Below are 25,265 nucleotides of genomic sequence, written 5' to 3'. Positions count from 1 at the left end.
TTCGTAGTTAGGGCTTTAGCCCTTGAAATTGAGCGATAAATCGCTCACTACAAACCTCTCATAATTAATGCGATGAACCACTAGATGCGATCGCCAAAATAAAAGCACGGCTGCTTGCCGTGCCTGGGTGGGAAAAAGCCATTACCTGAATCAATATAAGTAACCGACCTGGTTCATAAAACCGGCCATCAGGTTGATTTCTGTATGTACGCTCCCAAACTTATCTGCTAATTCTTCAAAGGTGATTTCTTCGTCACCTTGACGACCAACAAGCACCACTTCATCACCCCATTTTACTTCTTTTGGCAAGTCCGTAACATCTACCGTAGTAATATTCAGCGAAACTCGTCCGACCACCGGACAGCGATGACCTTGAATCAAGACAATACCTTTATTGAATAGCGATCGCGGATAACCCTCACCAAATCCCACAGGTAAAGATGCAATTAAACTATCACGCTGAGTGGTGAATAAACTACCATAACCAATTTTTCTTCCTGCTGGTACTTTCCTTACCTGAGCTATCCTAGTTTTCACTGCCATCACTGGTTTCAATTCTGAGGGATTTTCAAAGTCCCGTGATGTGCGTACTCCGTAACAGGCAGCACCGATCCGCACCAGACTATTACATTTAGGAGTGAGGCGCACTGTGGCTGCACTATTATGAGTATGAGTTAACACATCTATTGGTAAGTAATCGTTGAGAGCAGCGCGAACAGTATAAAAGTCTTCCATCTGCTTGTCGGTAAATGTCAAGTCTTTACCATCAGCGCTGGCAAAGTGAGTCATAATCCCAACAATAGACAGACCAGGAAGTCCACAGACTTTCTTCAGTTCCTTAATTTGGGATGAAAAGAAACCGCTTCTACCCATCCCCGTATCAATATTGATATGCACGGGGATTTGTTTACCGCGTTTAACACCAGCATCAGATAAATACTCTGCTGCTTCCATTGTTCCCACCTGTTCTTCGATATTTAGGCGGTTTATTGATTCTTCCAACTCTTGTGGTAGCGCCATGCGTAAACGCAGAAGTTTGACATCCAAACCTAGATCGCGGATAGTCGTTGCCTCTGGATTTGTACAGATACCAATGTAGTCTGCTCCCGCGACAACTGCCGTTGTTGCTAATTGCTTTAAACCATGCCCGTAAGCATTTGCTTTCATCACTACGCACAGTTTGGCCGGTGCAACAAAATCCTGGATGTAGCGAATGTTGTCTTTAAAGTTTCTGGCAGAAACTATTACTTCAATATGATGCTGATTCATTGGGGTTGTGTGGTTAACACCTTCAAGGGTTGACTGCTAAGTAGTTGGAGGGCAGTTAGTAGATAGTAGTTAGTAGGTAGTAGGTAGTAGTTAGTAGGTAATAGTTGGTTATTGGTTGTTTATTATTAACCACTAACCATTAACCACTAACCACTAACAGTCACCACGCAGAATACGTTATCTATGCCAACCTACTTGGTCGCGTCAATCATTATCGAGTACAACCCCTTTATTTCCAGTTTGATTAATTACTTTTTTGAGAATATTTTTCCATCTGAGAAATTATTATTTTAAAAAGGATAATTAGTAATAGATTTTATTACTAATTATCCATCAAGTTATCAATCTAAATTTCTGCCACAGCTCGCTCGATCAAGCGACGCGCTAAGGTTTGTGTACCTGTATGTTCATAGTAATTCGTAGCTACATCCAGGAACGCCCCCAAATAATCTAATCTGTCATCAGTAACTTCGACAAAATTTTGCAAGTGATGAACAACTTTTTGGGGTGTTAAACCATTCGAGGCAACTAGATTGCTCATCCAGCCTTGAACTGAGTTAAAGCTTTCGCCAATAAAATTCAGTTTGCTGCTGGAATTATTACCTGGAATTGCCTCTTGCATGTTCTGGAAAGTTTTGTTTTGTTCTAATTCTTGGGGACTAGTCTGATTGATCGTAGACAAGGCTTTGCTAATAAAGTCTGGCCCAAGGGGGATCAAACCATCAACGCAAACTAATGCAACCATGCGGATCAGTGACTCACTGCTATACTCACCCAAAGATGCCACAAAATCGCCAATGCTGTCGCCAGGAATGCCGTTGATGCTACAAAATGCTACCAACTCGGCAACTAATTTCAGACACAGGTCAATGGTTTGGGCTTTGTCAGCTTTGGGAGTGATAGAGTTAAGAAAGCCTAAAAGAGGAATTCTCTCTCCTACCTTATTAGCCAAAGCTGCTGCACCGAGAGCTTTATCTGTACTATCAACGGTTTGGTACAGCCACATGGCCCGCTGATATCCTTGGGAGCGGTCATTGTAGAGATAAATTGCTCGTTCGCCAATAGCTTGAATTAAACCTTCGTCGGTTTCGCCAGTCACGGTTTTAATTGTGTTGACAAAACCAACCACATTATGCCATTGACCAGGAGCCACAAAATCCAGTGAGTTCAGCATCGAAACAGTCAAGCCACTGGTTGGTAGTTCGTCAACCAACTCAAAAATCGGTTTGCTCACAAAAATCTCCTTATTTTATTTGTTGTTTGTTGGTTGTTGTTTGTTGTTTGTTGCTTGAACTAACTATCAACTAACAACCAACAACTTTTATTTCAGTTTGGCGAGTCCATCCAGGTTAAATTTTTTGAGCCAAGCTTCGCGATCGCTAGCTGTAAATGACGGTGAACGAGAAAGCACTTTCACTTGATAGCGATCGTTAACCAATATAGAAGTTTGAGTAGTGCCAACTTCTACTGCTGGATAACCGGCGATTTGTTTGGTGCTATTAGCATATTTTGCTGCTGATCCAGGTATGCTGGTGGTATCGGAAATAGCTAGCATAGCTAATTCTTTACCGTCTTTTTTCAACTTAGCTTCAGCAAAACCCTTTTTTTCTTGGGTATATACCCGTTCGTAGCCATCTTCAGCAGCAGGAAAAAATTTGTTAAATTCGCTACCCTGAGTCGCGTCTTTAGCAACGGCTTGACCACTTTTTTGACGGCTGCTTTCTTGTTGCACCTGGTCAAAACGTCCAGGTTGTTTGGGAGTACACGCTGTTGTCAGTAGCAATACTGATAACAGTACAACTGCTAAAATCCTGCGGACACGAGGGAAATTCATGTTTGATTCCTCATTTATCTAAAGGAATAAGGAAGAGAGAAGAAGGCTGCGATGCTGTAGAAGTATAACTTCGTACTCTACTGCATTCTTGAGATGGCCTTCAAGTTAATTATCTGTCCTTGTGCGGGCTTGTAGCAGAAAATTTAGTTTTTGGTCATGTTAAGTGTCTGGAATTACATCTTTATGTGCGTAGGATGAACAGCATTGCTCACCCTACTTCACGGTAAGCGATTACGGCGTAAAACGGATCTCCTCCCGCAGCACCCAACCACTGTAGAAAAGTCAGTATTGGTGACTGACGGGCTATTACTTCTGGAGTAGTAAATCCTGGTACAGAAGAGAAATAGCTTTTGACTAATTCAACTCTGGTTGCTTCCGAAGCATCCCGCCATGCTTGAATAGCCTTTTGAAAAAACATGCGGTTAGAAAAGCTGATAATTGCCACACCACCTGGTTTGAGAACACGGTGAACTTCGGAAAATACTGCCTCTGGATATTGCAAATATTGCACTGACACACAGTTGAGAACGGCATCAAAATCTTGATCCGGAAGCGGTAAACGAGGATTTTCGTTGAGATCCTGCACGAAATAACGATCCAACCGGGGATTGCGTGCTAGTTCCTCAGCGTTGAGTCCGTGTCCCTCCACATGGGCAAACTGCATTTCTTCTGGTAGATGAGATACCCAACTGCTCATCATGTCTAAAATACGCATGTTGGGTTGCAGGCGATCGCGGTATAAATCCGTTAATTGTTGAATAAAACCTTCGTCTACATGGGTGACAAAGCGCGGAAAGGAATAAAATTCCTTGTCGTCGGTTGCGTCTAGTTTATTACGTTGCTCTGGTCTCAGCGGCATAAAACCCTAATTAGGAGAAGTGTTGCCTAAATTTGTATATCACCATACATATATTAGAAACAGTCTGAAAAATAGGCGAGTCTATCAAACATCTACCAATCAACAACCACCAACCAATGTAGAGACGTGCCATGGCACGTCTCTACAACCACCAATCACCAACCAACAAACATCAATGTCATTCAAGCTACTACATTCTCAATCAACTTGGCAGCGTTTGCGCCTTTGGGCAGGTTTTCCCTATCTCAGTTTGTTATTTTGGATACTGCCATTATTGCTATTCAATTCTGGTGATAGTAGCTTGATGGCCCATGATGAAGGGCTTTACGCCTGGCGATCGCGCCGGATGTTTGAGTCTGGAGACTGGATTAATCCTTGGTCAGAACCCCATCATAAAACTCCAGGCCCTTATTGGTTAATTGCCAGTTCTTACACATTGTTTGGCATTAGTGAAACTAGCGTGCGCTTGCCAAGTATGATTTTGGGGATCTTTAGCGTCATACTTCTCTATGAAATCGGGAAAATTCTACTTAATCAAAAAATTGCTTGGCTAGCAGGTGCAATTCTGAGCTTGGAATTTCTCTGGTTACAATATTGTCGTTTAGGCACACCTGATGTACCAATGATTTTTTTGGTACTTTTAGCGATTTTTTGTTTATTAAAAGCAGAATTAAATCCTAAATCTCGCTATTTTTATAGCTTTATTGTCGGTGTTTGTTTCGGTTTAGGTTTCTTAGTTAGAAGCTTTATGATTTTTTTGCCAATGATGGCTTTGTCACCTTATCTAATTTGGGAACATCGCCGTCATCGTCATCTCACAAACCTTATGTTGTATATCGGGTTTGCAGTAGGTTTAATTCCCACCTTTGTCTGGCTTTGGTTGAGCTTTTCACGCTACGGCAATGATAGTGTTGCAGAATTACTCAATTTTGTATTTCGTTTAGGTTCTCACGATCGCGGTGACAAGGGAATTTTATTTTATTTATGGAATGTCCCAATCAAAGCCTTTCCTTGGTTTTTTTTCAGTCTTTTAGGTTTATTTTTAGCTTGCCGTCGTCCCATTCCTCGCTACCATCTTATACTAGTTGGCTTTCCACTCATTTTATTTGTCGAGCTTAGTCTTTTCTCGACTCGTTTACCTCACTACAGTCTTTTACTGTATCCCTTCATTGCCATGCTTGCAGCTGTGGGGTTAGATTGGCTGGGTAAGATTTACGATCAGATCCCCCCTCAATCCCCCCTTGAAAAGGGGGGAAGTAAATTACCCCCCTTACTAAGGGGGGCTAGGGGGGATCTATCTCGGAATCTCAGCTATATTTTTGGTTTGCTAGGTATTTTATTATTGCTAGCGGGTGCGATCGCTCTTATTTGGCCTAGTGGTGACATCCGCAGATATGCAACTCTAGCCTTAGCTTTAGGTAGTGGTTGGTTGATATTGCCTTTAGTGTGGATTGGTCGTTACCGCTTTGGTAAAATTTTTCTCACCTCTAATTATTGGCTTGCTGGTTGGTTGATCCCGGCATGGTTGGCTTTAGCTGTGGCTAGTAGTAACGGCTTGCTGAGTGACTACAATCCAGATGTCAGAACTTTTTTAGCACAGCCTGCGATCGCCCAAGTTTTGCAAAACAACCCTATCTACTTTGTGAAAGTTGGGGGCAAAACCGGAGTACTGCTTGATTTCTACACTCCTCACCACGGAAAGGACGTAGACACAATTTCCGAAGTGCCAGCTTCTAGCTACGCTTGGATCTCTGCAAAACAAGAAACTGATTTATCTAGACCCCATCGCGTTCTCGGTACAGTGCAAAAATACCAATTGATTCAAGTTCTGCCATACTAGCCTGCTAAATACAACATACATAAGTTCAGAACGAAATTTGGCGTTGCATAAATGCGGGATGAATTGGCGGTTGAAACCATTGAAAATTCGTCCCAAATTGGGCGAAATCATCCCATGATTCAGCAACGCCCGAAATTTTTGCACCAAGACTCTGGACCCCTTTGCGCTTACCTCTGCGTTGGGGATCTTACATCAATAAACTGGGCGGGCGAGACGCCCACCCCACAAATTTATATCAAATCCGTTTGATTAGTGATCGTATTTACCCTCACCCCTGCCCCTCTCCCAACTTGGGAGAGGGGTGTCCGACAGGACGGGGTGAGGGTTGATATTACTAGACTTTTGTAGGTGCTTGTGCTTGCTTCGGTGAAAGACCGAGTGCCTTTTGATTAGTTATTGTATTTACCCTCACAAGAACTGCCCCTCTCCCAAGTTGGGAGAGGGGTGTCCGACAGGACAGGGTGAGGGTTGATATTACTAGACTTTTGTAGGTGCTTGTGTTTGCTTCGGTGAAAGACCGAGTGCCTTAGCAACGCCTTCACCATATGCGGGATCGGCTTTAGCAAAGTGTGCAAGTTGCCGTTCAATGATGAACTGCGGTACACCCTGCATCGTGGCTGCAATATTATGGCAAAGCCTTTGCTTTCCATCTTCCGCTAGTAAGCGGAAAAGATTGCCTGCCTGGGTGTAATCGTCGTTGCCTTCGCGATGATCGTAGCGATCGCCGTCCCCAGAAATCTTCAGTGGTGGTTCCTTATAACGCGGATCTTCTACCGGGCCGTTAAAGCTGTTTGGTTCATAATTTACCGATCCACCACCGTTACGATCAAAGCGCATGGAACCATCACGATGATAGGTGTGTGCCTTGGTTGCATGGGGACAGTTGACGGGTAGGTGTTCGTAATTGACTCCGAGTCGATAGCGATGGGCGTCAGTGTAGGACAGAATGCGTGCTTGCAGCATCTTGTCTGGACTGAATGAAATACCTGGTACAACATTGGAAGGAGCAAAGGCTGATTGCTCGATCTCTGCAAAATAGTTTTCTGGATTGCGATTGAGTTCGAGAATGCCTACCTCAATGAGTGGGTAATCTTTGTGCGGCCACACCTTGGTTAAATCGAAGGGATTGTAAGGTGTTTTCTCAGCATCTGCTTCCGGCATAATCTGAACCATGAAGCGCCACTTGGGATAGTCACCACCTTCAATTGCATAGAACAGATCGCGCTGAAAACTTTCGCGATCTTCACCTACGACTTTAGCACCTTCTTCATTGGTCAAGTAATCATGTCCTTGCATGGTCTTAAAGTGGAACTTGACCCAGAATCGCTCATTGGCTGCATTAATAAAACTATACGTGTGGCTGCCGTAGCCATTCATGTGGCGATAGCTTTTAGGCAGTCCGCGATCGCTAAATAGAATTGTCAGCTGATGCAGACTCTCTGGCGAGAGAGACCAAAAATCCCACATTGCCGTGCTACTGCGGAGATTGGTCTGGGGATCGCGTTTTTGGGTGTGAATGAAGTCACTAAACTTGAGGGGATCGCGCACGAAGAAGACCGGAGTATTATTGCCGACCATATCCCAGTTGCCTTCTTCTGTATAGAACTTAACGGCAAAGCCCCGTACATCCCGTTCGGCGTCAGCAGCACCACGCTCACCAGCTACCGTAGAAAACCTTGCCAGTATTTCAGTTTGTTTGCCGACTTGTGAGAAGAGTTTCGCTTTGGTGTATTGAGTGATATCATTAGTGACAGTAAAAGTACCGTAGGCTCCCGAACCTTTGGCGTGAACAACCCGTTCTGGGATGCGTTCGCGGTTGAAGTGAGCCATTTTCTCAATCAGATAAAAATCCTGCATCAACAGCGGGCCGCGTGGCCCAGCAGTGAGTGAGTTTTGATTATCGCTGACTGGAATTCCGGCATCTGTTGTGAGTATTTCTTTCTCGTTGTCCATGATTTAACCCTTAATAGTTAGTCGAAAAAGGAATGCTATCGAATAGCACTAAGTTAAGGGGACGTGAGACTGAGGGGTTACTGACTACTGCTCAGCTCGCTGCTTATTACAGTGTTGATTTTCAACAAAGGTTTTGACAAGGTGAAATAGATGAGTTTAACTGCAACTTAAGTTTTTTTTAAGATGTAAGAACTTTTTTGGCACAGATGGCGTGCGATCGCTCAAATTTTGTAACGAATATGTTTTAGCCAATATCAAGCAGTTATCTTGCTCTAACTTAGTTAATCTAAGTTAACTTTGTGTTCATTGAGTTATGGGATAATAGTTCTAGTAACTCGCTCAAATTTTAAAAAACAGAATGTAAATACGCCAATTGAATGTTGTTTGGCTTAGACCTTCAAGCCAAAGGGTGGGCGATTGAGAAATTCCATCAAGACCACGAGGAATTAATATTCTCTCGACGGTTCTCATGTCTTGAATTACTGCTGTTGTTAGACTCTTGTGGTGATACATGCAACAGAGGCGGATTAGGCAAGTTCCTCCTTCAACTTTTCCCTTTGAGGTCATAAAACCCAATGGAAACGTGCTGTCCGTAGTTTTCGGTACGGATGACAACGATCCCCTCAGAGACTCATGCATTCCTTATCAGATGCGACAAGCTCATCGAAATATCCGGCGGGAATTAGAAAATAAATTAGAAGAATTCCGCTGGCTTTTAATTGTTGGGCGAACAGGATTGGGGAAGACACGAGAAGCAGCAGAATTAGCCCAAATTTATAACCGAGAGGGCTGGACAGTTCTGTGGCTAAAATCAGACGGATGGATAGATGAACCAACGAAAGAACAGCTGCAAAAGATTGGTACTAATCGCAAGTTGCTGTTTTTTCTTGACGATCTCAATCAGAGGATGCATAGCCTATACCCAAGACTTGTGAAATGTGAATTAGCCCCTTTAATGCTACCCTTACAAGAACGACTGGGGCGAGTTTTAGAAGTTTATGAAAAGTTCTACGGTCAAGCAAAAGTGCGAGTCATTGCCACCGCCCGGAATGAAAGAGACTCAGAAATATTAGGAGAACCAAGCGAATGGGAAAAACTGGAATGGGAGAGATACTATCAGCAATGGTGGCAGCGCTTTGAGGTTTACGAATTACCAGAACCAGAAAAAGAAGCAATAGTTCAGTTATTGAGTGATACTGCTTCCCGATCCCAAATAGATGTTAAGGAAGAGGACTATTCACTCATCGCTGAGAAAAATAACAGCACATTTACAAATGTGGTTGAGAATCTGCGTCGATTGAGAAACAGAGGTTTGCCCTTAACATCTAGTAATTACATTGAATCTGGCAAGGGTATCTGGGAAAAGTGTTATGGAGATGCAGTCAAAAAATATTCTGCTAGCCGATATATTTACGACGCAGTAGACTTGCTGCAACAACTTCATATCTCGCTTGAGCGATTCATCCTAGAACCAACTACTCTATTGATGGTACAAGGGAACTCTTCACAGCAGTTGTGGCATCGCTGGCAACTTCCTAAAGCACTAAATTATTTGATTGAAACTGAACGCATTCTCAGTCCCCGCAAAGGGCAGATTGAAGCTAAAGGCAGGCAAGTAGAGACGGGTGAATATATCCGTCCTCTATCCTCTTTGGTTTTGGAAATTGCAGATAGATACCCTCAGAAAATTTTGGGTTCGCTCTTTGATTTTGGCAGGCAACTGTTAAATTTAAATTGCTCACAAGCAGCCTTAACTTGTTTCAACAAGCTCATCAATTTTTACCCTGAAATCTCTGAAATTTGGTTTTACAGAGGTGTCGCACTATACTTATTAGGACGCCACGAAGAAGCAGTTGCCTCCTATGAAAAAGCACTGGCAATCAAACCTGAGCTAGATCAAGCTTGGTATAACCGCAGCTTAGGGCTGTACTTATTAGGACGCTACGAGGAAGCAGTTACCTCCTATGACAAAGCACTAGCAATTAAGCCTGACCAAGAGCCAGCCTACTACAACCGAGGTGTCGCGTTGTACGTTTTGGGACGCTACGAGGAAGCAATTGCCTCCTACAACAAAGGGCTGGTAATTAAGCCCGACTATTACCAAGCCTGGTATAGCCGGGGTCTAGCACTAGGAAACTTAGGACGCTACGAGGAAGCAGTTGCCTCCTATGACAAAGCACTAGCAATTAAGCCTGACTATTACCAAGCTTGGTATAGTCGGGGTCTAGTACTGGCGAACTTAGGGTGCTATGAGAAAGCGGTTGCCTCCTATGACAAAGCGCTGGCAATCAAGCCTGACTATTACCAAGCCTGGTATAGCCGGGGTGTAGCACTTGGTAACTTGAAGCGTTACGAGGAAGTATTTGCTTCTTGCAACAAAGCACTGGCAATCAAACCCGACTATTACCAAGCTTGGTACAACCGGGGCAATGCGCTGTATTTCTTGGGGCGCTACGAGGAGACGGTTGCCTCCTATGACAAAGTTCTGCTGATCAAGCCTGACCTAGAGCAAGTTTGGTACAATCGCAGCGTAGCGCTGTACTTGTTAGGTCTTTATAAAGAGGCGATCGCATCTTGTGACAAAGCGCTGGCAATTAAGCCTGATTATCATCAAGCTTGGTATAACCGGGGCAATGCGCTGTACCTGTTGGGGCACTACAAGGAAGCTGCTGCCTCTTACGATCAAGCAGCGGCACTCAAGCCTGACTATTACCAAGCCTGGTATAACTGGGGTCTAGCACTGGCAAGCTTGGGGTGCTACGAGGAAGCAGTTGCTTCTTACGACAAGGTACTGGCAATCAAACCTGACTATCATCAAGCTTGGTATAACCGAGGCAATGCACTGAATCAGTTAGGTTGTTATGAACAGGCACTTCTCAGCCTGAACAAAGCCATTGAACTTGCTCCTGATTCCTTTAGCGCTCATTATGACAAGGCTTGCTGCTATGCTTTGCAAGAAAATATTGACTTGACACTTGAGAACTTGAAACAAGCCATTAACCTCAATCCTGAATGCCGAGAGATGGCAAAAACCGACTCAGATTTTGAAAGAATTCTCCCAGATAGGCGGTTTCAGGCGTTGATTACGAATGGATAGTTGCAGTTAGCTACAGCTATATCTTATGCCACAAAGTTCGTTATCTAGTTTTTAGTGTTTGCGATCTAACGACAACTTGTTGTGATCTAACGACAGCTTGTTGTGATCTAACGACAGCTTGTTGCGATCTAAGGACAACTTGTTGCGATCTAAGGACAACTTGTTGCGATCTAACGACAGCTTGTTTTGAAGTAACAACTGGTGAATTGATCCCAACGACGCTTGTTGTGAAATTACTTTGGCACTCTGTATGTCAATACAGTTCAGTTAGTACAATTCAATCTTTAAAGATCCCCCTAAATCCCCCTTAAAAAGGGGGACTTCAAGACTTCAGTTCCCCCCTTTTCAAGGGGGGCTAGGGGGGATCTAAACCTTAACTGAACCGTATTGCTCCATATGTTGCGATCGCAAATCATTGTCTTTTAATTCTTTACATCTTGCACGCCTATGTAACAGCCCCCAGGCAAGCGCAACACTCTCGTTACCAGGTTCAATAAATACTAACTAAGTAGGTCAACATAATTAAACGTAAAATATCTTGTATTTTATACGGGCGGGCAGGATGCCCACCCCACAAGAGCTTTAATAATATTGTGGGGTGGGCTTCTAGCCCGCCTCGTTTTTAGTTTATTTATGCCTTTCTACTTATTAACCACTGACCAATGACCAATGACTAATGACTAATGACTACTAATGTTATCAACGGTCTTGCGGTTGTAGCCTACGCCAGCCATACCAGTGACGAACCGCTAACCAAATCGCTGAAAGCAAGCCTGCTAAGCTGAGGGTAAGGCCACTATACGGTACTAATAATCCAAACACAGGTAACACTGCCCCTGCAATCGTGCAGATAACAGCAGCAAGGGAAGCACGAACGTTTGATCCTAACCCCCATGTCAGTGCTAGTAAAACGAGTGAAATCAAAGTCCAAGCAAACTGGGCATTCATGACACGACTTATATAAGTCAAAGCCAACAGACAGGCAAAGAATATACCGCCAGCAACAGCTATATTTTTCAGACTCATCGGTATGGATAAGTATAGTAACAATATCCACCACAGAAATAACGCTGGTGCTAGCAATAAAAGCCGGGGAAGAATGCCAGTGTGACGAATAGGGTTAGTGTTTGTAAACACTCCAAATGGATTTTTAACTGAAACATTGTCATCAAATACCCAAGTAAAACGGGTGCTTTGTCCTTCGCCTGCGATCTCATTTGGTACTATACCGCTAGCAAAATCCCCTCCTGGAAAGTTAGCATTTGCTACTAAGCGGAAATTTTGCAGTAACTGTCCATCTGCACTATAAACCCAGCGCGATCCCCCTTGAGCCTTGTAGGTGACTCGAAAGCTGGTTTCTTCCCCTGGTTGCAAGCGGAAGGGAAAACCGTAGTCACCTGGATTAGTTTGTTGTAGCCTAGTGCGATCGCGTTCTACTTTGTAGCTAGAAAGTAGTGAGTAGCCGTTAGGTGGTGGTACTTCAAAGAAAAACCTATCAATATCTTGAAGCTGATTGATGACTTTGTAGTCAGCTGCATAATCTACACGATACACTGCACGACGATTTTGAACATCTGAGGTTTGGTCAATTTTTACCTGTATTTGCGAACCAGCCAGTGTCAGGTAGCGGTTTTCTTCTCGTGTCTCGTTGACATTGACAATCTTGCCATTAACTTGAGTGGTGTAGGTGTATGGTACTTTAACTACATAGCGTACTTGCGGTGCAATTTGTTCTAGCCTGTCACCAGCAACACTTTCTGCTACTTGTGCCACCTTTGCTTGTTCCCAATGATGATATCTATTAGCCAAAGTAGAGCAAAGAAAAAATCCTCCCACCAACAAAATTAATATCAGAGCGAAATGCTGCAATCCTGCTAATATTTGCGAGTAACGAATTGCCCATTCGTCAGTAAAAATGGCTTGTTCCGGCTGATGGCGACGTAGGGAAAAGTTGATGAGAGCGATCGCAATTCCCAAGGCTACGACTAAAAATACCAATAACAGCGATGCTTTGAGTGCATGAGTTCCAAATTGAACAAGTTCGGTAGGATGCGTAAGGTCAGGTATCCCTAGAATACCTTGAGCTGGTTCAGACATAGGGGAATTCTCGTAGAATTATGCAGAACCAGACAGATAAAATGTCTTAAAAGTTTCTTGTCAAAGTTGTTAGTAGTTGGTGGTATTCCTGTTAAGGTGTTAGTCACACAAACAAGATATTGCTTGGTGTCTTGGGATCTTAGTGGTAAAAAAAGTCTTTAAACCACCAAGACACTAAGACACAAAGAGAAAAATTATCTTAACTACTGAAATAGTTGGTGGTTAATTGTTTCAAACAACAAACAACACACAACAACCAACGTCTACAATTATTCTTCCAATAATTTCTGCATGAGTGTGTAAATATCGCCTTTATCACCCTCTTTCCGCAGTCCCACGCCAACTACTAATACCATCACTTTCTCAAGCTCTACTTTATAAATAATTCTGTAACGTTGACCTACAGCCCTGACACTGCGATATCCCTTTAGCTTGTCAACTAAAGGTTTCCCCTGTTTTTCTGGATCTGTTTTCAGCTTGTCTATGCGATCGCTTAAAGCTTGCTGTTGACGCTTATCTTTAACACCAGCTAACATCTCCAATGCTAGTGGTGTTAACTCAATTGCATACTCTGTGTTAGAAGGTTGTGGCGTATCAGAGTCCAAGCTTAGCTTTCGCTTCCTCCCAACCTATGGTTTCTCCGCGTTCTGCTTGAGCTATACTTTCCTGCAAGCTAGGAGCAAACTCCCGATCGGAAAGGATAGATAAGGTTTCCAACAAAGATTCATATTGCTCAAAGCTCAGTGCTGCCATTACTGGCTTACCATGCTTGGTGATAATGATTGGTTCATCTTTCAACTTATCCGGCAAATCCAGCAGATGTTGTCTAGCTTCTGTAATATTTAGGTACTTTGGCATATCAATAAGTGTACATTATTATGTACATTTATTATATCCCAATTGGGATATTACTCCTTTTCTCCCTACCTTAGCGGGAAGCCGAAGAAGGCGCGTCTATGTGGTTAAACTCCAAAGGTGCGATCGCTCTCTTCCTTTGCGGTAAATTGACAAATGCAAGCACGCAGAGGAACAAGTCATGAAAGCAGTATTAATGACAGCAGCTGGCAATCTTGATGTTCTGCAAGTGCAGGATGTACCAAATCCTGGTGTTCCCATTGGTGAAACTGAACTTTTGGTACGTTTAAAAGCAGCTGGTGTTAACCCGATTGATACCAAACTTCGCAAACGCGGTACTTTCTATCCCGATCGTATGCCTGCGATTTTAGGATGTGACGGTGCAGGGGTAGTTGAGGCAGTTGGTGCTGCTGTACAGAAATTTCACGTGGGCGATGAAGTATATTTTTGCAATGGTGGCTTGGGCGCACACCAAGGTAACTATGCTGAATACACTACAGTCGATGAGCGGTTTGTCGCCCGCAAACCTACATCTGTGTCTTTTGCAGAAGCAGCAGCAGCACCTTTGGTGTTAATCACTGCTTGGGAAGCTTTATACGAACGCGGACGATTGGAACCAGGGGAAAGTGTATTAATTCATGCTGGTGCTGGTGGTGTTGGACATGTGGCGATTCAGCTAGCCAAACTCAAAGGTGCTAATGTCTGCACAACGGTAAGTTCTCAAGACAAGGCAAACTTTGTCAAACAACTCGGTGCTGATTATCCCATTTTGTACAAACAAACAGATTTTGTTCAAGCGGTGTTAGATTGGACGGGTGGGGAAGGTGTAGACTTAGCTTTTGATACTGTGGGTGGAGAAACTTTTCACAAAACTTTCCCAGGCGTGCGAGTATATGGCGATATTGTCACGATTTTAGAACCAAATGCCAATACAGTTTGGAAAGCTGCGAGAAACCGTAATCTCCGCATCAGCTTAGAGTTAATGCTTACACCGATGTTGCAAGGAATGGTGGAAGCACAGCAGCACCAAGCGGAAATTTTGGCAGAGTGCGCGAAATATATTGATGCAGGCAAGTTGAAGATTCATGTGAGTCATCAGTTTCCACTGGTAGAGGCGGCTAAAGCTCACCAGTTACTTGAAAGTGGCTCGATGATGGGTAAAATTGTTCTGCTGATTAGTGAGAAGTGATACACGGTAGGATTGAAGAGATTATTTTTGAAACGCAGAGGTACGCAGAGGTTAAACGCAGAGGCACGCAGAGTTTTTTCTTTGCGTTCCTCCGCGCTTTCCTTTGCGTTCCTTTGCGTTAAAGGTTTTTTATTTGTTAGTGTGTGCGTCCTGTTTATCTTTTTCTTTGCCTTACCTACATCTGCACAACCAGAACGTACACCCTTGACTTTAGAATTGTTGCAAGAGCGAGTGCGTACGCCTACCCTGCGCGAAGGTAATTTGACCGTGGATTTACGGCAGATGGTGATAGATTTACGACCAGAAAATGCTGCTTTCCGCGATGCTTTTTACCAACTGTTGCGAAAAGAACTACAAAAAACTGGTTCTAAACCTTTGGGTTTGGATTTGAGCAATTCTCTCATTCAAGGCGATTTTATCGGTAGCGATTTGGGTTTAAGAACTCCTCTTTATGCCCAAGCGATCGCTCCTATTTTCACTTCTACTGAACAAGAACAACTCGAACGCCTGCGGGTAGTTTGTTTGCGATCGCTCGCTGTCTCTTTACCGACTTCCAAAGACTGCCGATCGCTTTTAGCAACTCCAGCAACTGCATCCAGTGAAATCAGTGTTTTCCGTGGTTCGTTAGTTTTAGAGCAAACTCATTTTACTGGTGTTGTGCAGTTTGCCAATACATTTTTTCTCCAATCTGTAGATGCCCAAGGTACTATTTTTAACCAACAAGCTAATTGGCATGAAACGCGATTTAGTCGTTCTGTTAGCTTTGCAAATACCACTTTTCGAGGTGAGAGTCAGTGGCAAGGTAGTATTTTCTTTGACAAGGCTAATTTTAAGCAAACACAATTTCACGAAAATGCATATTTTCAGGATAGTTTCTTTGCGGACATTGCCAACTTTAACCAAGCAAATTTTAAACAGTTGGCTAAATTTAATCGCGTGCAGTGGCAAGAAAATGCTGATTTTTCTGGTGTGCGCTTTGTCGATTCTGCACAGTTTACCAAAGCTATTTTTAATAAGTTTTTATTGCTGACAGAAGCGATTTTTGAGCAAGCCGTTACCTTCCGGGAAGCGCAGTTTAACCAATCTGTGAATCTGCGGGGTGCTAGCATTCTCAATCAAGCAGATTTTAGCGATGCTGGATTTGCAAAAGAGGCTTATTTAAATGTAACTGGATTAAATTTTAACTCTAATCAAGCGAAAATATTAGGTAATTCTGGTCAAATCGGCAAAAAGCTAGTTGTGTCTACACTGCAAGGAAATCAAAATGTCTTGCGGAATTTGGGGCAAAATTTCCGGCAGTTGCAGCAAATTACTGATGCCAATCAGTTGGAGTATACAAAACAACAACTGCGACTAGCAGAGTTAAGCCGCCGTCTTGTTGGTATAAATATCAATAGTGCTTCTCAAAAACGTTTGATTAATATTGGTTTTTCGCCAACTCAAGCAAAAGCGATCGCCCATCGCCGACTCATCCAACCTTTTCGCAGCACCAGCGAGTTACTCACCTTAGCAGACATTGATTTTGAAACTTATACCCAAGTGAGTTCACAGGTGGTGGTTGGCGAACCCCTGCTTTTAGGTGGGTGGTTGTTGCAGGCGTGGAAGTGGTTGACATTAAGTTTACTGCTGCTGCTTTCTGGATATGGTACAGATTTTTACTTAGTGTTTGGTGTGGGAATAATTGCGATCGCCTTTTTCGGCTTGCTATTTTGGCTAATTGATCGTTGCCGTCGTCTGTATCCAGTCGCGATTATTCCTACAGTTCATGAAACCATGTGGATGCTGACTAGTTTTAGCCTGTTGGCGTTGTTCGGTATCTTTGCTATTTTTCGCACTGCCGAACAGCCTTGGTTGACACTGGGGTGTCTGCTAATAATTGTTGTTCCCGTACCAATGGTTTTATTATTGCGACTATATCAACAAGGCCGCTATCACGATTTGATGGATGTCTCTTACTTCACAGAAGACGGTAGTATGCGGCAGTTGAGATTGCTGATTGGGCGGTTGCCAGTGATACCAAGGTATGAAGTATTTCGCGAACGCTATATGCCGCTATTGTGGAATCGTCGCTGGAATTGGCTTAACTACTACGACTTTAGCCTCAACAACCTCTTGAGATTAGGCTTTAATGATATTCGCCTGCGAGATCAACATCTCCCGGGAATTATTACCACATTGGCATGGTATCAGTGGAGTTTAGGCATACTTTACATCACCCTACTTTTATGGACTCTTTCTCGCACAATTCCGGGATTGAACTTGCTAATTTATTTGAAGTAGAAGGCCGAGAGGGGGGAGTGAGAGAGTGGGAGAGTCGGGGAGTGGGAGACGGACGACTAGGGTGTGTTTTCAAAGTATCAGTTTTGTCATGCTGTAGGCGTAGCCTTCCCGTAGGGTACGAAGCGACAGCGTAGTGAAGCATCTCTATAACCCTGATTTTTACGAGATTCTTCGCTTCATTTCATTTCGCTCAGAATGACATTTAGGAGTTTGAAAACACGCCCTAACCACTAACTACTAACTACTAACTACTAACCACTAACTACTGTACGGGCGAAGCATTTGTATGGGTATTTTTGTTTAAAACTAAATATCTTCGTACAAATGCTTCGCCCCTACCCACTAACCACTAACCACTAACCACCAACAAATATAATGTCAAGATACTTGAAATTAATCGGATTGTTTTGGAGTACAGCCATAGCAGCTGAGATGGAGTATCGGGTTAACTTTCTTTTAGCCGCCCTCAGCAGTGTAGGCAATTTAGCAGGTAGTCTTTTTGGGTTATTTTTATTTTACGGAAAAGGTTACACTTTCGCTGGCTGGTCATGGGAAGCAGCTTTGCTAGTGTTGGGAATTTTTACTCTGTTGCAGGGTTTTTCAGCAACGTTTCTCGCCCCTAACCTGAATCGCATTGTCCGCCATGTCCAGGAAGGAACACTAGACTTTGTTTTATTAAAACCTATCCGCAGCCAATTTTGGCTTTCTACTCATATCCTTTCACCGTGGGGACTGCCAGATTTAGTTTTTGGCGGAATACTTATCGGTTATGCAGGTACAAAACTCGGTTTAGGAATAGATGACTATTTGTTAAGTGTAATTCCCTTATTTTTTGGTTTAGTAATACTTTACAGCCTGTGGTTTATGCTAGGAGCCACTAGCATTTGGTTTGTCAAAATTTACAACGTCACCGAGGTGCTAAGGGGTTTGTTGGAAGCTGGCAGATATCCGATGGTAGCTTATCCTACTGCTTACAGATTTTTCTTCACCTTTGTAGTACCTGTGGCGTTTTTAACAACAATACCAGCGGAAGCAATGTTGGGTAGAAGTGAAATAACTTGGTTGTTAGGTGCGGGTGTGTTGGCACTGATGTTGTTTTTTGCTTCAACTTGGTTTTGGCGGTTTGCGCTGCGGTTTTATACTAGTGCTTCGAGTTAGTTATTAATGCCAGTGGGAGGAAAAATAATAACTAGAACAAATGTCCTGACTGTTATTTTTAAGCAAGTAAGATAGCTGTCTTACAAAAAAAACTCATGATTGTTAACTTTTGTTAAAGATGTCAAATTTATAGTGAAAACCGTATTGCCAGTTGTGATGTTAATCATCATAGAACGGCTAATAAATTGTTAATATCTTGAGAAATTCCAGAAGGTTTAAAATGCCTGATACATCTAATATTAAACTGACTATTGCTCTCAAAGAACCAGATTTAGAGGCAGAAGAGCTAGAAAAACAAGCGCGAAATCTCGTACAAGAGTTAAAAGACATAGATGAAGTAGAAGACGCCAGTCTCGTAGCAGTTACAGAAACACCCCAAGGTTCGAAGGCGTTGGGAGGTTTTTTGTTGGGGATTTTGCAAGCAGAGGTGAGTATTGAAAATTGTAAGAAATTGTTTAGCTTTTTAGGCGATCGCTTGGGTGGTAAACCGATTGAATTGGAAGTAGAAGCCAACGGCAAAAAGCTAAAAGTGACAGCCAGCAGTCGAGAAGAGTTAATGGCAGCGATTCAGGCAGCACAGGAATTTGTCGCATAAGCATAAAAGGAGGGGGTAGAAAATGGTTAAGGTGGCATTGCTGATTGGGGTCAGTGAATACGAGGAGCCTAGTCTTAACCCCTTAAAGGGAGCCTCGAAAGATGTAGAGGCAATGCAGCGAGTTTTGCAAAACTCAGGAATGGGGGGTTTTGATGAGGTCAGAACACTGCCAGATCCTAACCCATTAGCAATGCAAGAAGCTATTGAAACTTTGTTTTCAGATCGTGCTAAAGATGATCTGGTGTTGCTTTTTTTCTCCGGTCACGGTATCAAGGATGAGAGCGGCAGGCTTTACTTCGCAACTCGCATAACTCGTAAGAACAAACAGGGAGAACTAATTAAGGCAACAGCAGTCCCAGCAACTTTTGTACAGGACATCATGAGCAACAGCCGCTCAAAGCGACAGGTTGTGATTCTTGATTGTTGTTTTAGCGGGGCATTTGCTGAGGGTTGGGTAGCTAAAGATGACGGTTCCGTTGATGTCAAGAATATACTTGGTGGAGAAGGACGTGCTGTCCTTACCTCTTCAACTTCCACTCAATATTCCTTTGAGCAGCAAGAAAGCGACCTTTCAATTTATACACGCTATCTAGTCGAGGGAATTGAGACTGGAGCAGCGGATCAAGGTAACGATGGTGTGATTTCTGTGGATGAGTTGCATGAGTATGCCAAGAAGAAAGTTCGCGAAGCAGCTCCAGCTATGAAACCGGAAATCTATGCAATCAAAGAAGGTTATAAAATTCATGTTGCTAAAGCCTCAATAGGAGATCCAAGACTAAGGTACCGTAAAGAAGTTGAACGTTTTGCCGATCGCGGCGAAATTTCTTTTGTCGGTCGCAGCACGTTAGACTTGCTACGTGAGACTTTTGGTCTATTGCATGAAGATGCTGTGGCAATTGAAGCCGAAGTTCTCAAACCTTACCAAGATCGCAAGAGAAAGTTGCAGCGATACGAACAAGTATTAGTTGAGGCAATTCTGCGTGAGAGTCCTCTGAGTGAAGAAACTCGCAACGACTTACAACATCTACAAAAAGTTTTGGGTCTAAGAGATGAAGATGTAGCACCAATTGAAGCTCGAATTCTTGTCCAGAAAGAATCGCTTCCATTTTCAGATCAACTTCCAGAATCTAACAAGACTCCAATCATTTCACCCAACGAAGATTCAATATCAGCTAAATCGTCGGAAAAAGCCGCAGCTGCAAATCAAGCTGAAACTCCTGAACTCAATAATGGAATTAGATTTCCACACACTCTTTCTCCTTCTGTCCCAGTCTCCAGAAACAAAATAGCAATCATTGGGGCAGGTATTGTCACTGTCTTGATTTTAACCTTTTATTCTCTGATAAAGCCACATGAAAATTCAGTAACTTCACAGCCTAGTCCAGCAGCGTCACCTACACAGACTGTCAGTTCCACCCCTTCTCCTACACCCACGATGACAGCAAAGGAAATATACGATAGGGGACTTGAGAAGTATAATAACAGCGATTACAAGGCTGCGATCAAGGATTTCACTCAAGCAATGCAGCTGAATTACAGTAATGTAATTGTTTATTACCAACGGGGTTATGCCTTTAATCAATTGGAAAACTACAAAGCAGCAGTTGAGGATTTAACCGAGTATCTTAAATTCAATCCTAATGATGTTGATGCCAACCGTAGTCGATGTAGAGCTTACTACAATTTGGACAACTACGAGCAGGCAATCACCGATTGCAGTAAAGTAATCAAAATAAGCTCTCAAGATGCTTATGCCCATTACTTACGAGGACGTGCTTATGAAGAGCAAGGCAAGTATGAGCTAGCGATCGGAGATTATAGCAAGGCTATCGAATTAAACTACGACCCCCTCAGTTTTGCCTACTTTAGGCGAGGTTATGCTTACAATCGCCTAGGAGACTATAAGAAATCAATCAATGATTATAGTCAAACTATACGTATAGATGCCAGCGATGCCGATGCTTACTACAATCGTGGTAATAATCGTTCTAAGTTAAAAGATAAGCAAGGAGCGATCGCAGATTATCAGAAAGCTGCTGAGCTTTATCAAAAACAAGGAAAGACAAAGGATTACCAAGAGACGTTAGACAAAATCAAAGAGCTTCAACAGTAACCATATTTTTGCTCTCGATCTATACACTTCCTCACTCACCTTGCTACTATTATTTCCGCTACAATCAACTCCTGTGGACTCGTGGATAGAGAGGGATTAGGGTTGCCTACACTTGGTGTGAATATTGACCATATTGCTACCATCCGGCAAGCGCGACGGACGGTAGAACCAGATCCGATAGCAGCGGCGGTACTGGCAGAATTAGGTGGTGCAGATGGCATTACCGTGCATCTGCGGGAAGATAGGCGGCATATTCAAGAACGGGATGTGCGTTTATTGCGGCAGACGGTAAGAACGCACCTAAATTTAGAAATGGCAGCTACAGATGAAATGGTAGCGATCGCCCTCGATATTAAACCCGACTACGTGACTTTAGTCCCTGAACGGCGGGAAGAAGTAACCACAGAAGGCGGATTGGATATCGTGGGTCAAATTGCTAGAATCGGAGAGGTTGTTGATAAATTACAAAGTGCTGGCATTCCAGTAAGCTTGTTTATCGATGCGGAAGCAGCACAAATCAAAGCGTCTCAAACTGTGCAAGCGAAATTTATTGAACTGCACACCGGACGATATGCTGAAGCTAAAGATGAAACAAGTCGCCAGCAGGAATTAGACGTGTTGGCAGCTGGGTGCAAGCAAGCGATTCAAGCTGGATTGCGAGTTAATGCCGGTCATGGACTCACCTACTGGAATGTTTATCCCGTGGCTTGTCTTCCAGGTATGGAAGAACTCAATATAGGTCATACCATTGTTAGCCGGGCAGTCTTAGTAGGTATGGAAAGAGCAGTCCGGGAGATGAAACTAGCTATACGCGGGGAATTTTAAAGGGTAATGGGTAATTGTTGGTGGTTGGTGGTTGGTGGGTAGTGGTTAGTGGTTAGTGGTTATTAATCATCCCCGATCCCCGATCCCCAATGCCCGATCCCCAATACCCAGAGGGGAAGTCATCTGCGAAATCTAGAAATTTATTGGTAGTTGCTGATACTACAAGTCAAATCTGAAGCCAAAAATTCTATGAACGCAACACAATCTCAAGACCTTCCGCTTTGGGTACAAGATAGAGACAAAGTTCTTGAAAGTTTTACGGATGTCGAATGGCGCTATGGCAAGCCTCCTGATTATACCCTCTCAAAGGAAAACCTAGCAAAGGAAAGTATCTGCAAGCACGTTGAGGGTTCGCTAGAAGCAATAGTGCAAAATCTCGTGAGAACCTTTGATATTGAGGCTAACTTCAAAGTCAACCCGCAGCAGTGGGTGTCTGTTGTGCAGGACAAATTTCGTATGAGTACCAATGGGGGTTCTGGCTACGAACTATCAAAATTGGTGGAGTCAGGAACTTACAAGTTATTGATAGGCGATACACAACATTACAAAGCTTCTGAGGAGAATTTTGAAACATCGACAAATCTCTTCCACACAGCATTTCCTAATGGGTTTTTGTGGGAGGTTTTAGAGGTCTTCTCTGGGCCACCAACTATTGCCTTTAAGTGGCGGCATTGGGGGCATTTTAACGGTTCGTACAAAGACTATACACCTACAGGAGAGACAGTGGAGATTATCGGTATGAGCGTTGTACGTGTAACCGATGACTTGAAAATTCTTTCCTTGGAACACTACTTTGACAACACTAAGTTTTTAGCAAAGCTGACAGCAGGCGGAAAACAAGGAACCAGTCAACGGCAAGGGACGTCTTTTTGGGGGATTGTTAAGCGACTTTGGAGTGGTGGCGGAAAACAACAAACTGATGAACAGCAAGCAACTGGTTGTCCCTTCAAGAAAATTTTTGTCCCTTCTACTTCCAGATAAGGTGCTTTAATTTTTGTTAGTTAGTGGGAACACAGTCAATAGTTCTGTGTTCTCATATTAGTCGTTTAGCAAAGAAAGAAAATGCAAACATACTATTACGTTTTGGCAAGCCAACACTTTCTGCTGGAAGAGGAACCAATGGAAGAAGTGCTGCGGGAACGCACCCGTTACTACCACGAACAAGAAAAGGAAATTGATTTTTGGGTAGTGAAGCAACCAGCTTTCTTGGAAGCGCCCCAGATGGCACAGGTGAAGGCAAAGTGTCCACAACCAGCAGCGGCAATTATTTCCACAAATCAGCAATTTATTACTTGGTTAAAACTACGCTTGGAGTTTGTCTTCACAGGAGAATTTCAAGCACCTTCTGAAGGTATCCCCGATCCCCTGGCTTCTCTTGCGGCCGTGTCCTAAGTCGTTGTGCATTTTTAATGTGTTGCAGGGTAAAGGGAAAGAGTAAAAGGGACTGGGGCAAGGGGCATGGGGCAATGGGCATGGGGCATCGGAAAAACAAGAGGGGGAAGGGGAAAAGGGAAAAGGTGAAAGGTTAATAAATTCCTTTACCCTTTACCCTTTACCCTTTAACCTTTACCCAATTCCCAATGCCCAATGCCCAATTTCCAATTCCCAATTCCCTTTTCCCCAATCCCCAGTCCCTTTTACCCAAAAATAGCAGATCGTACGGACAATTTATGTATAAACCTGTGGTGCTTCAACTTCCGATTTTACGTAACACTTTACGAAGTAGTTTCATACTAGCGATCGCTCCTTTAATAGCTGGTATAAATCCTGCCTTTGCTCAACAACAAAATCTTCCGGTTTGTCAACCACCAAATCCTGGGGAATATCTTTTATTGATAATTAGTCCGAGTACAAATAGTCAAAAGCAATTGCGTCGTGCTTTACCGCCTGAACTTAAAACTACAACCTGTAGATATCTTAACGATACAGTCACGCGGATTGGTGGATTTAAAAAGATAGATGATGCTAATCGTTGGGCGAGGTATGTTAATAGTATTGTCGGCTTATCTGCTATTATCACTACTCGACCAACAGCTGTGGCTTCGACTCCCACAGCTAACAATAAGACTCCAACAGCTAATTATAAACCCCAACGTTTAGGAAGTGGTTTCGCTGTCTTGGTTGATTATTTTAATCGGCCGGAACTAGCAAATCAAGTTAAGCAAGTGGTGGGAGGTGACGTGGGTTTTGTTGCCTACGGACAACGCCCTTACTTGCTGGCAACTTACACGACTAATCAAAAAGATGCATACAAGATATTGCAGAAGCTCTCGGAAAAAGGTTTTTTTGCTGTAATTGTAGATAGTAGTAAGGTGATGTTATTGCGATCGGTGGTAAATTTACCATCAAATTAAATTGATCATTGGTTATTAGTCATTGGTCATTGGTCATTGGTCATTAGTGTAAGAATAAATGACAAGGGACAAATGACAAATGACAGTCATAACGAGCAATTTTTAAACTCAAATAGCATTATTGTTTTTAATTATAGGCATAACTAGCTAACCAAGAAATGGTGATACCCAAAGCCGATCCAGCTATCACCTGAAAGGGTGTATGTCCTAACAATTCCTTAAGGCGATCGCCAGAGAACTCTGGATGTTCGTGAAACAGTTCATCAATCATTTGATTGAGAATGCGAGCTTGCTTGCCAGCAGCCTGACGAACTCCAGCCGCATCATACATGACGATGATCGCAAAAACCGTAGCAAGCGCAAATTCAGCAGACGCCCAACCATGAGTTTGTCCCACACCAGCCGCTAAAGCTGTAACTAAAGCTGAATGGGCACTGGGCATACCTCCAGTGGTGACTAAAACACGCACATTCAGTTTACGATTTTTGACTAGTTCGATGATGAGCTTCAAAGCTTGAGCCATAAAACAAGCTACCAGAGCAACCACTAGCACCTGGTTATCTAAAATATTGCCTATGTCCTGCATGGTATTTTGGTTAGGTTAATAAAAATGAGTAGCGGTTGTTATGTGTGAGGAGGCAATAGATGCAACCCAAAACCAACCTAGTGCAGTGCAGCAGAAATAACTAGATAGTTAAAAATAAGTCAAAAAGCATTGGTGTAAGCATTATATTATTCCCTTGTGCCCTACTCTACGAGAAGCCGAGAGAGGGGGGTCTGCGCAGTCGCACCCTGCCTTAAGCCCTCCGGGTACTCTACCTTGAGCCGCCCACAAGGGGCGTCTACGCCAGTCCCCCATCCTGACGGAGACCGCCTTTGGTGGTGGGCTGGTCTCACCGCGCTGCGCGCGTCTACATGGGGTAAACCACGGCAGGTGTTCATGGGGG

At 43.3% G+C, this 25,265-nt stretch carries 20 protein-coding genes; 11 read left to right on the top strand and 9 right to left on the bottom strand.

Going from position 1 to position 25,265, the window contains the following annotated elements:
• Positions 1-150: 150 nt before the first annotated feature.
• The 4 genes from alr to FIS9605_RS0105880 all read right to left on the bottom strand — a co-directional run bounded on the left by alr (position 151) and on the right by FIS9605_RS0105880 (position 3,962).
• Complete coding sequence (alr, locus tag FIS9605_RS0105895) at positions 151-1,269, bottom strand: alanine racemase (RefSeq protein ID WP_026731757.1); 1,119 nt, start codon at positions 1,267-1,269, stop codon at positions 151-153.
• Positions 1,270-1,615: 346 nt separating this feature from the next.
• Positions 1,616-2,503: a hypothetical protein gene (locus FIS9605_RS0105890; protein WP_026731756.1), complete on the bottom strand. Its 888-nt coding sequence runs from the start codon at positions 2,501-2,503 to the stop codon at positions 1,616-1,618.
• A gap of 87 nt (positions 2,504-2,590) precedes the next feature.
• Positions 2,591-3,103, bottom strand: coding sequence for a hypothetical protein (locus FIS9605_RS0105885; protein WP_026731755.1), 513 nt, complete (start codon positions 3,101-3,103; stop codon positions 2,591-2,593).
• A gap of 208 nt (positions 3,104-3,311) precedes the next feature.
• Complete coding sequence (locus FIS9605_RS0105880; RefSeq protein ID WP_026731754.1) at positions 3,312-3,962, bottom strand: class I SAM-dependent methyltransferase; 651 nt, start codon at positions 3,960-3,962, stop codon at positions 3,312-3,314.
• Between the two features lie 175 nt (positions 3,963-4,137).
• On the opposite strand from FIS9605_RS0105880, the gene FIS9605_RS0105875 reads away from it, so the two are divergent.
• Entirely contained in the window at positions 4,138-5,802 is a 1,665-nt protein-coding gene (locus FIS9605_RS0105875; protein ID WP_026731753.1) for an ArnT family glycosyltransferase, read from the top strand.
• Positions 5,803-6,279: 477 nt separating this feature from the next.
• Here the strand turns inward: FIS9605_RS0105875 and FIS9605_RS0105865 are convergent, their stop codons facing one another.
• Positions 6,280-7,755: a catalase gene (locus FIS9605_RS0105865; RefSeq protein WP_035139416.1), complete on the bottom strand. Its 1,476-nt coding sequence runs from the start codon at positions 7,753-7,755 to the stop codon at positions 6,280-6,282.
• 511 nt (positions 7,756-8,266) lie between these two features.
• On the opposite strand from FIS9605_RS0105865, the gene FIS9605_RS0105855 reads away from it, so the two are divergent.
• Positions 8,267-10,852, top strand: coding sequence for a tetratricopeptide repeat protein (locus FIS9605_RS0105855; RefSeq protein WP_026731750.1), 2,586 nt, complete (start codon positions 8,267-8,269; stop codon positions 10,850-10,852).
• 699 nt (positions 10,853-11,551) lie between these two features.
• Here FIS9605_RS0105855 and FIS9605_RS0105850 read toward each other — a convergent pair.
• The 3 genes from FIS9605_RS0105850 to FIS9605_RS0105840 form a co-directional block, all read right to left on the bottom strand.
• Positions 11,552-12,949: a hypothetical protein gene (locus tag FIS9605_RS0105850; protein WP_026731749.1), complete on the bottom strand. Its 1,398-nt coding sequence runs from the start codon at positions 12,947-12,949 to the stop codon at positions 11,552-11,554.
• A 269-nt stretch (positions 12,950-13,218) separates the two neighbouring features.
• Positions 13,219-13,554, bottom strand: coding sequence for a type II toxin-antitoxin system RelE family toxin (locus FIS9605_RS0105845; protein ID WP_026731748.1), 336 nt, complete (start codon positions 13,552-13,554; stop codon positions 13,219-13,221).
• Complete coding sequence (locus FIS9605_RS0105840) at positions 13,544-13,807, bottom strand: type II toxin-antitoxin system Phd/YefM family antitoxin (RefSeq protein ID WP_026731747.1); 264 nt, start codon at positions 13,805-13,807, stop codon at positions 13,544-13,546. The genes FIS9605_RS0105845 and FIS9605_RS0105840 overlap by 11 nt, the downstream gene beginning before the upstream one ends.
• Before the next feature lie 178 nt (positions 13,808-13,985).
• On the opposite strand from FIS9605_RS0105840, the gene FIS9605_RS0105835 reads away from it, so the two are divergent.
• The 9 genes from FIS9605_RS0105835 (at position 13,986) to FIS9605_RS0105795 (ending at position 24,318) form a co-directional block, all read left to right on the top strand.
• Positions 13,986-14,993, top strand: coding sequence for a zinc-dependent alcohol dehydrogenase family protein (locus FIS9605_RS0105835; protein WP_026731746.1), 1,008 nt, complete (start codon positions 13,986-13,988; stop codon positions 14,991-14,993).
• Between the two features lie 12 nt (positions 14,994-15,005).
• Positions 15,006-17,273: a pentapeptide repeat-containing protein gene (locus FIS9605_RS0105830; protein ID WP_026731745.1), complete on the top strand. Its 2,268-nt coding sequence runs from the start codon at positions 15,006-15,008 to the stop codon at positions 17,271-17,273.
• Positions 17,274-17,648: 375 nt separating this feature from the next.
• Positions 17,649-18,431, top strand: coding sequence for an ABC transporter permease (locus FIS9605_RS0105825; protein ID WP_026731744.1), 783 nt, complete (start codon positions 17,649-17,651; stop codon positions 18,429-18,431).
• 220 nt (positions 18,432-18,651) lie between these two features.
• Entirely contained in the window at positions 18,652-19,026 is a 375-nt protein-coding gene (locus FIS9605_RS0105820; protein ID WP_026731743.1) for a hypothetical protein, read from the top strand.
• A gap of 22 nt (positions 19,027-19,048) precedes the next feature.
• Entirely contained in the window at positions 19,049-21,139 is a 2,091-nt protein-coding gene (locus tag FIS9605_RS39740) for a caspase, EACC1-associated type (RefSeq protein ID WP_051469936.1), read from the top strand.
• A 102-nt stretch (positions 21,140-21,241) separates the two neighbouring features.
• On the top strand, positions 21,242-21,964 hold the full coding sequence (locus FIS9605_RS0105810; protein WP_026731742.1) for a pyridoxine 5'-phosphate synthase: 723 nt from the start codon (positions 21,242-21,244) through the stop codon (positions 21,962-21,964).
• A gap of 189 nt (positions 21,965-22,153) precedes the next feature.
• Positions 22,154-22,945, top strand: a complete 792-nt coding sequence (locus tag FIS9605_RS0105805; RefSeq protein ID WP_026731741.1) for a hypothetical protein — start codon at positions 22,154-22,156, stop codon at positions 22,943-22,945.
• Between the two features lie 81 nt (positions 22,946-23,026).
• Positions 23,027-23,356 carry an MgPME-cyclase complex family protein gene (locus tag FIS9605_RS0105800; protein WP_026731740.1) on the top strand — a complete coding sequence of 110 codons (330 nt, stop codon included), beginning with the start codon at positions 23,027-23,029 and terminating at the stop codon, positions 23,354-23,356.
• 278 nt (positions 23,357-23,634) lie between these two features.
• On the top strand, positions 23,635-24,318 hold the full coding sequence (locus FIS9605_RS0105795) for a hypothetical protein (RefSeq protein ID WP_026731739.1): 684 nt from the start codon (positions 23,635-23,637) through the stop codon (positions 24,316-24,318).
• A 127-nt stretch (positions 24,319-24,445) separates the two neighbouring features.
• Here FIS9605_RS0105795 and FIS9605_RS0105790 read toward each other — a convergent pair whose 3' ends face one another.
• Positions 24,446-24,904 (bottom strand): divergent PAP2 family protein, encoded by a 459-nt coding sequence (locus FIS9605_RS0105790; RefSeq protein WP_026731738.1) that lies wholly within the window; start codon positions 24,902-24,904, stop codon positions 24,446-24,448.
• Positions 24,905-25,265 lie beyond the last annotated feature (361 nt).

Origin of the sequence: Fischerella sp. PCC 9605 (genome assembly GCF_000517105.1) — a bacterium.
Lineage (GTDB): Bacteria > Cyanobacteriota > Cyanobacteriia > Cyanobacteriales > Nostocaceae > PCC9605.
Note: the sequence above shows the minus strand (reverse complement) of the source record. Positions and strands in the feature narration are given on the sequence as shown.